7 protein-coding genes are annotated in these 7,925 nt (G+C 55.0%); 3 read left to right on the forward strand and 4 right to left on the reverse strand.

What is annotated here, in order from left to right:
- Positions 1-250, forward strand: a 250-nt coding sequence (locus VEI96_13530; protein HXX59015.1) for a response regulator, incomplete at its 5' end; no start/stop codon positions are given.
- Between the two features lie 34 nt (positions 251-284).
- Positions 285-1,352 (forward strand): response regulator, encoded by a 1,068-nt coding sequence (locus tag VEI96_13535; GenBank protein ID HXX59016.1) that lies wholly within the window; start codon positions 285-287, stop codon positions 1,350-1,352.
- A gap of 74 nt (positions 1,353-1,426) precedes the next feature.
- On the opposite strand, the gene VEI96_13540 is transcribed toward VEI96_13535, so the two are convergent.
- The 3 genes from VEI96_13540 to VEI96_13550 form a co-directional block, all read right to left on the reverse strand.
- The gene (locus VEI96_13540; protein ID HXX59017.1) at positions 1,427-2,056 is read right to left on the reverse strand and encodes a response regulator; all 630 of its coding nucleotides are present in this window, start codon (positions 2,054-2,056) and stop codon (positions 1,427-1,429) included.
- 140 nt (positions 2,057-2,196) lie between these two features.
- Complete coding sequence (locus VEI96_13545; GenBank protein ID HXX59018.1) at positions 2,197-2,592, reverse strand: hypothetical protein; 396 nt, start codon at positions 2,590-2,592, stop codon at positions 2,197-2,199.
- The gene (locus tag VEI96_13550) at positions 2,579-5,269 is read right to left on the reverse strand and encodes a bifunctional acetate--CoA ligase family protein/GNAT family N-acetyltransferase (GenBank protein ID HXX59019.1); all 2,691 of its coding nucleotides are present in this window, start codon (positions 5,267-5,269) and stop codon (positions 2,579-2,581) included. Before VEI96_13550 ends, VEI96_13545 begins: the two co-directional genes overlap by 14 nt.
- Positions 5,270-5,546: 277 nt before the next feature.
- Between VEI96_13550 and VEI96_13555 the strand changes: the two genes are divergently transcribed.
- Complete coding sequence (locus tag VEI96_13555; GenBank protein ID HXX59020.1) at positions 5,547-7,202, forward strand: PQQ-dependent sugar dehydrogenase; 1,656 nt, start codon at positions 5,547-5,549, stop codon at positions 7,200-7,202.
- A 13-nt stretch (positions 7,203-7,215) separates the two neighbouring features.
- On the opposite strand, the gene VEI96_13560 is transcribed toward VEI96_13555, so the two are convergent.
- On the reverse strand, positions 7,216-7,925 hold a 710-nt coding region (locus tag VEI96_13560; GenBank protein ID HXX59021.1), incomplete at its 5' end, for a tetratricopeptide repeat protein.

A 7,925-nucleotide genomic window follows, 5' to 3' on the forward strand; every position in this document is an offset into this window, starting at 1 on the left:
CCTCAAGCTTCCCAAGGTCAACGGCCTCGAAGTGCTTCGGCAGATTCGGAGCCATGAGAAGCTCGGGTTCATGCCGGTGGTGATCCTCACCTCATCGCGCGAAGAACAGGATATCGTTGAGGGATATAGCCTCGGCACAAACGGATACGTCGTGAAGCCCGTCGGTTTCCACGATTTCGTCGATGCGATTAGACAGACAGGGGCGTTCTGGGCTGTTGTGAACGAGCCGCCGCCTCTAGGCATGTGCTGATCGGTAACGGTAATCACAGATAGGATATGTCTGCATGACGGCACCTTTGAGGATACTGCACCTGGAGGATGATCCCTTCGACGCCGAACTCGTCAAATCGACGCTTGAGGGTGATGGCATCTCCTGCGAGACGGTCCGTGTCGAGACGCGTGATGATTTTGTCGCTGCCGTCTGTCGGGACCGGTTTGATATCATCTTCGCCGACTATTCTCTGCCTGGATTTGACGGCCTTTCCGCGCTCGAGATCGTCGGAAAGGAATGCCCCGAGGTCCCGTTTATCTTCGTCTCGGGGAAGATGGGGGAGGAACTCGCCATCGAGACCCTCAAACGCGGTGCGACGGACTACGTGCTCAAGAACAGGATTTCGCGGCTCGCGCCTTCGCTGCGCCGTGCGTTGCGGGAGGCTGAAGGACGCAAGGAGCGCAGAAAGACCGCTGAAGAACTCGAGGGGTCGCGTGAACAGTTGCGGAATCTGGCGGCGCACCTCCAATCGGTGAGGGAAGAAGAACGAAGAAACGTCGCTCGCGATATCCATGATGAGTTCGGTCAGATCCTCGCCGCCTTGAAGATGAACCTCGCGTGGATTTCTGACAAATATGGCGACCACGGAGGACTCCGCGGGAAATTAAAGCCGGCGATAGATCTTGTCGATAGAACGATACTGTCGGTAAGAAGGATCTGCACGGACTTGAGACCGGAAATCCTGGATCACTTCGGGCTTGGGGCGGCGATAGAGTGGCAGGCAAGGGAATTTCAGAAGGAGGTCGGCATCGAATGCCAGGTGACAGTCTCGCCCGAAGACCTTGTTTTGGAGAAAGATCTCTCGACGGCGCTATTCAGAGTCTTCCAGGAGGCGCTCACCAATGTCATCAGGCACTCTCAGGCTACGAAGGTGGCGGTGATGCTCACCGATGGAGACGGCTCCGTTACGCTCGGGATCACCGATAACGGAATCGGAATTACGGAGGAACAGGTTTTGAAAAAGGATTCCTTCGGTCTGCTGGGCATTCGCGAGCGCATACAGGGCTTGAACGGCGAGGTGCGGATAACCGGGTCTCGCGAGAGCGGCACTACGATAGGGATCGTGATTCCGAAAAGATAACGCAGATCCTGCCTGTTGTTGCCATTTCGGAAGGAGTTTGCTTTTCATGTCCATCCGGCGTTGCGCTCCGTCCGCTACGAAGAACTCCCGGGCGGCGCATCGCTATCAGGCTTGTCCTTCCCGATCATTTCGAATGCACGGGGGTCGATCTTCTGCAGGCAATCGGGACAGATGCCATGGGTAACCGCGGCGTCGGTCTGTTCCTGGATATAGGTTTCTACTTTTTTCCAGTAGCCCCTGTCGTCACGGATCTTTCTGCACCATGCGCACATCGGGATGAGCCCCTTCAGTGTCTTTATTTCCTTCAGACTTTTTTCAAGCTCCGTAACCAGTCTCTGCCGCTCGATGGCGTACCGGATCGAACGGGCGAGCATACTGCCCGCGACGCGTCCCTTGACGAGATAGTCCTGTGCGCCCATCTGAACAGCCTTAAGCGCGAGTTCTTCATCGTCCAGTCCGGTCAACACGATGACCGGGATCTGGGGATGGAGCGTATGGAGTCTCGAGAACGCCTCGATGCCGTTGCTGTCGGGCAGCCCCAGGTCGGCCACGATGATATCAAAGATTTCTGCCGAGAGAAGGGCAAGTGCCGACGATAATTCCCTGGATTGCCGGAGGTCTATCGAGATCCTCTCGGCTTGAAGCAGCTCGCGGAAAAGCTCGGCATCGTTGGAGTCGTCCTCAATGAGCAGAACCCTAATCATTCCCCTGTCCACCATTCGTTTTCGACTCCTTCCCCTTTCAACGGCTATCGCATGACCTCATCTCGGATTCAGCGGCGAAGTCCGCATATTTTCAGAATACGACTTTTCTCCAGAATGTCAATAGAGCCGTCATCTCTCCTTCAGTCCTTCCCTGAATGATCCTTCCTATCTTCGCCGCCGGAGTTCCGATCGGAGGGCAGGCGATTGGCCACGAAGAAGAGACCGAGGGAGAGAACGATGGCGATGCAGGCTATGGTGAATGCGAGTGATCTTCCGCGCCATAACCCGGCAAACCAACGCGTGAAATCATAGACGATCACATTCGCTTTGCCTCCGTAGAGTTCCAGGTCGTGGCGATACCTCTTGGAATCTTCAGGAGCCATCGGATAACTGTATCCGCCTGTCATTTCATAACTGGTTACGTCGGCAGAATCATTGTCGGCTGACAGATAGATTATTACTGCGCTGCCCAGACCGACCAGGAGGATGACGGCGGCGATGAGGTAAAGGCGTCTTTCCAGATTACCCGAGTGCAAGGACGACCTTCACCATGTCTTCGTCGGAAAAGACCTCCTGAAAACCGGCATCCTCCGCCAGGTGGAGCATTCTGTTGTTGGTCTTAAGGATTTCCATCCAGAGGGTCTTTATCCCGAGTTCCCGTGCTATCTTTATGCAGTAATCGATGAGCATGCTCCCGATACCATGGCCCTGCCACTCGTCAGAAACGAGGATGGCCAGTTCTGCTGTCTCGAGGTCGGGAAGCTTCATGATTCTCACGTCGGCAACGATCTTCTCCCGCTCGGCGGTCTCCTTGATCAGCGCGACGATGGCGAACTCTCTCTCATAATCGAGCTGGCAATACCGGGCGAGCCATTCGTGGGGCATATCGGTGAGACGTTGATTGAACCTGAATACGATCGTCTCTTCGGACAGGCTCTTAAAGAGTTCGTAGACGAGGGGTTCGTCTTCGGAGCGGATCGGTCTCATGAATGCCATGACCCCGTCTCCGAGTTCAAACTCCTTGATATATTTGAACGGATAGGGACAGATCAGGAGATGCGGCGGACAGAGGTCCCCTTCAAATCTCTCCATATCCTGCGTGGGCTCTCCTTCGAGGAGGATGCCCGCATCGAGGACAAACCCTTCTTTTTCCGTGATGAAGAAGGGATTTATGTCGATCTCCTTGATGTCTGAGAAGTCGACGAGCAGATAGGAGAATCTCACAAGCATCTCTTCGAGCAATCTCAGGGTTCCCCGATACTGATTCTCTGCAGAGAGGAATTTATAGATCTTCGTCTCCTCCATCATCCGCCTCGCCAGGGTCTGATTCAGCGGCGGAAGACCGACCGCATAATCCCCGAGGGCTTCGAGGAGGTCTCCTCCCGTGCCGAAGACGATCACCGAACCGAATGTGGGGTCCTTCTTCGCCCCGATGACGAGTTCATACCCGTGTTTGATGAGCATCGGTTGAATCAGGACATGGGCGTCGGGGTCTCCGCCTGAAACAGCCACCTCCCTGATCCTTCTGAAGGCCTCTCTCACGGAGGCCTCGTCTTTCAGATTGAGGATGACCCCGCCCCGCTCTATCTTGTGAAAGATCTTTTCCGAGTCGATCTTGAGGACAACGGGAAAGCCTATCTCTTCCGCAACGCCGACCGCCTCATCTTCGCTCTCCACTCTCTTCGTCATAATAACGGGTATGCCGTAGGACTGCAGTATCTCCTTCACTTCATTAAGGTTCAACACGAGCCTTTTCTCGAGAGTTGCATTCTTTATAATGGCCCCGGCCTTCTCTCGTTCAGGTACAAAATCTCTCAGGATGGTCTCGGGGGTTTCCCGGAGGAGCTGCAGGTTGTAATCATAACGGTACATGTAGATGAAGCTCCTCACTGCCTGTTCAGGGGTGACGAAGGTCGGTATCGTTTTTTCGACCAGGAACTCCCTCGCCGATTGCACCTGCTCCCCTCCCATCCAGACTGTGAATAAGGGAACGTAGGGTTTGTCCTGCCTTGCGGCGACTATGGCTTGTGCGGTCTCCTTCGATTGAGCGCCGAAGTTCGGTACATGGACCACGAGGAGGCCATCGATATTCTTGTCGTCGAGGCATATCCTGACCGCGGTTTGATAGTCGGCAGGCGAGGCATCGGTGAGGAGATGGATGGGGTTCTTGCCCTGCTTCAGAGAGGGTAAGTGCTGACGCAGATTCTTCAGGGTGTCTTCTTCGAAGGTGGCGAGGTCGCCTTCCAGTTTCAGAAGAGTATCCGCTGCGATGATCGACGGCGCGCTCGCATTGGTGATAACGGCAAGACGCTTCCCTTTCGGCCGCCTCTCCTGGGCGAGGGTCTCCGCGAGATAGAAGAGATCAAGGATCTCGTCGATCCTGACAGCGCCCGCCCTTTTAAAGACCGCGTCGTAGACCTTGTCTTCCCCCGCGAGGAAGCCGGAATGGGTCAGGGCGACCCGTGCGGATATGTCGAATTTGCCCGACTTAACGACGACGATCGGTTTGGATCGTGCGAAGCTCCGTACCGCTGTCACGAATTTCCGTCCCCGCTGGATGTGCTCAAGGTACAGGATTATCGCCTTGGTTTTCGGGTCTACCCCCAGGAAATCGATGAGGTCGGAGAACGCAATATCTATTTTTGCGCCGACGGAAATGATGTAGCTGAAACCGAAGTTCTTGTCCACCGCCCTGTCCAGCAGGGCGGTTGTCAGCGTGGAGCTCTGCGAGATGAAGGCTGTCGTCCCGCTCTTCGGCATCTTCGGAAAGAGGCTGGCGTTGAGGCTCATGCTCGGCCTGATGAACCCGAGGGTGTCCGGACCCAATACCCTGACGTCATACTTCACCGAGATCTCTTTAATGCGCGAAGAGAAGGCCTGATTGTCCCTGACGCGGTTTTCGAAATCCGGGCAGAGGATGGAAACGCCTTTGACGCCCTTCTGCCCGCATTCTTCGAGGGTCGGGAGGATCTCTTCGACGGGGTTTGCCAATATCGCCAAATCCACCTGATGCTCGATGTGGGAGACCGTCTTGTACGCCTCGACCCCCTGCACGGATTCGGAAGACGGGTTAATCGGATAGACTACTCCTTTGAAGCCCTTGCCGATCATGTTTCTCAGGATGAAGTAGCCGAGGGAATCCGGGTCCTCGCTCGCCCCGATGACGGCAATTCTCCTGGGATGAAAAAAGACCTCGAGATTCTTGATGGACATTCTGCCGCCTTTCTTTACGGGAAGAGGCGCAGCTCAGACGCCCCTGCACTCGCGCATCAGTACTATAGCCTATTTTACCGAAAAAAGATAAACGAGCAATAAAGCATCGTGGAGAGCTTAATCACGCCGCGTGGCGGCGGGCTTGAGAAAGTGATATGATGGTATAGGAATAGAAATTTACCTTAAAGTCATTACGTGGCCGACAGTCTGTAACCGAGAGTGGAGATAAGGCGAGGCGCTGAGATTCTCAGCAGGATAGTCTCGCCGGAGGGTAAGAGTGGTACCCAGATTTTTGGAAAGATTTTTCAGTGTCGCCGTCATCGTTCTATTCTTGGTCTCTCTGCCTCTCCCTGCCGATGCTGCCGGAGAAGTACGGGACAAGGCAGTCATCTGGCCCCTGATTTCTCTCTCCCCCTTTGCCGGCGGTCTGGTCCAGCCTCTGCATGTCACTCATGCCGGGGATGGCAGCAAGAGGCTGTTTCTCGTCGAGCAGCCGGGGAGGATACGGGTTCTCAAGGACGGTGCGCTGGACGCCCAACCCTTTCTTGATATTAAGGACCGTGTGCTTGCCGGTGGAGAGCGGGGACTGCTCAGCGTCGCCTTTCCTCCGGGGTTCGTCACCAAGGGATATTTTTACGTCTACTACACGGACCTCAACGGAGGCATTCAGATATCGCGCTTCTTTCTGAAAGCCGGGGACCCTGCGGTCGCCGATCCCGCTACCGAAATGAAGATACTGAAAATCGGCCATCCGTCGTTTGCCAATCACAACGGCGGACAGCTCGTCTTTGGTCCTGACGGGTTCCTCTACATAGGGGTAGGTGACGGCGGGTCAGGAGGGGATCCGGCTAATAACGCCCAGAATCCCGGTATGCTGCTCGGGAAGCTCTTGAGGATCGATGTCGAGTCGGGGATGGTTCCCTATGCTGTTCCGTCCGATAACCCCTTTCTGCAGGTCTCAGGCTTTCGGCCTGAAATCTGGGCCTTTGGATTGCGAAATCCGTGGCGCTTCTCCTTTGACCGCCAGACAGGGGACCTTTACATCGCCGATGTCGGGCAGAATTCTTTTGAAGAGATCGACTTTCAGCTGAGCTCAGATTCCGGAGGCGAAAATTATGGATGGCGCATCATGGAAGGCTTTCACTGCTTCAATCCTCCTGCCTGTAATCCCCAGGGATTGACGCTGCCCGTCGCTGAATATCCGCATCAGGGTGGCGACTGCGCCGTCACCGGAGGCGCGGTATACCGGGGGCAAACCTTCCCCGGCATGCAGGGATTCTACTTCTTCGGGGATTTCTGTACGGGACGGATCAGGGGACTGAAGAATGACGGCACAATCTGGCAGAGCAACGTATTGCTCAACAGCGGCTTATCGATAGCGAGTTTCGGCGAAGACGAAGACGGCGAACTCTACCTGGCGGATTATTCGAAAGGCGATATCTATCTCGTGACCGAAAACAATCAGCCGATGCCTCTACCTGTCAACCGGGAGATCTTTTCCTATCCCCCGACAGACGGGCCGGTAACGATTGCGGTCCCGGCTGCCGCGAGACCGGTAGGGGTCGGCCCTGTTGCCGGAGGCGGAGGCGTTCTCGGGATTCAGTTCAGCATCGGTCAGGTGTCTGGACCGGTAGATATCTATGCAGCCTATGTGCTCTCGACAGAGCCTTCAGTTGTCAATATTCTGAATCCGGACCTGTCCTTTCAACGGCTCCCGCCTGAAACGGTCATCAACGCCCTTTCGACGGGGATACGTCCGACCGGTGTCGTCCCATGGCAGTCGAATACTACAGGGCCTTTTTCTCAAACAATCCTTGGACAGGTCCCGATATCGGGGCTCTCCCCCGGCACATACTCTCTTTATCTCCTGGTTACGCCGGCGGGTAATTTGGGAAGCTACTATCTCTGGGCAACGTATTTTGTGGTGCCCTAAGGAAGCCTGAACCCTATTCGGATATCTGTTTCAGGTCCTCGCAGGCAACTTTGATTCCCAACGTGCAGGCCCTCCTGAAATCCGCCGATCCCTTTCGCACGAAGGCGACACCACGGGAAAAATACGCCTCACCGTAATTCGGCACTATCGCGAGAGCCTTGTTATAGTCTTCTATCGCCTCGTCATACCGTTCTTCCCTCGCATGGGCGACGCCTCGGTTGTGATAGGCAGCGGTAAAGTTCGGATTCAGTTCGATCGCCTTGGTTTCGTCATCGACTGTATTCTTGTAATCACCTCTCCTGAAGTAGACGAGGGCTCGGTTGTGGTAGATTTCGGCCTTATCGGGCTCGAACCTCACGGCCTCGGTGAAATCAGCGATAGCCTTGTCATACTGTTCGAGTTTGTAATAGGAGAGACCGCGGTTGTAATAGGCGTCGCCGAAATCAGGTTTTTTTGCAATCGCCTCACGATAATCGTCAACGGCTTTTTCATACCGGCCTTCGTTATAATAGGCATTCCCCCGCTCGAAATAAGAGAGGGCGTCTGCGGCCTCTCCCGCTCCAGCCCAGAGGATAACACCTAAACTCACGAGGACGACGATAACCCGGATTCTCTTCATGATGGATCTCACGAACGGTATGGTATGAAGTGCATACAGGGCCACGGCTTTATAGTTTACTTGCGTTTTTCCTTCGCATGCTGCACCCGCACCCTTCTCCCATG

Source organism: Thermodesulfovibrionales bacterium (assembly GCA_035622735.1).
In the GTDB taxonomy this organism is placed as follows: Bacteria; Nitrospirota; Thermodesulfovibrionia; order Thermodesulfovibrionales; family UBA9159; genus DASPUT01.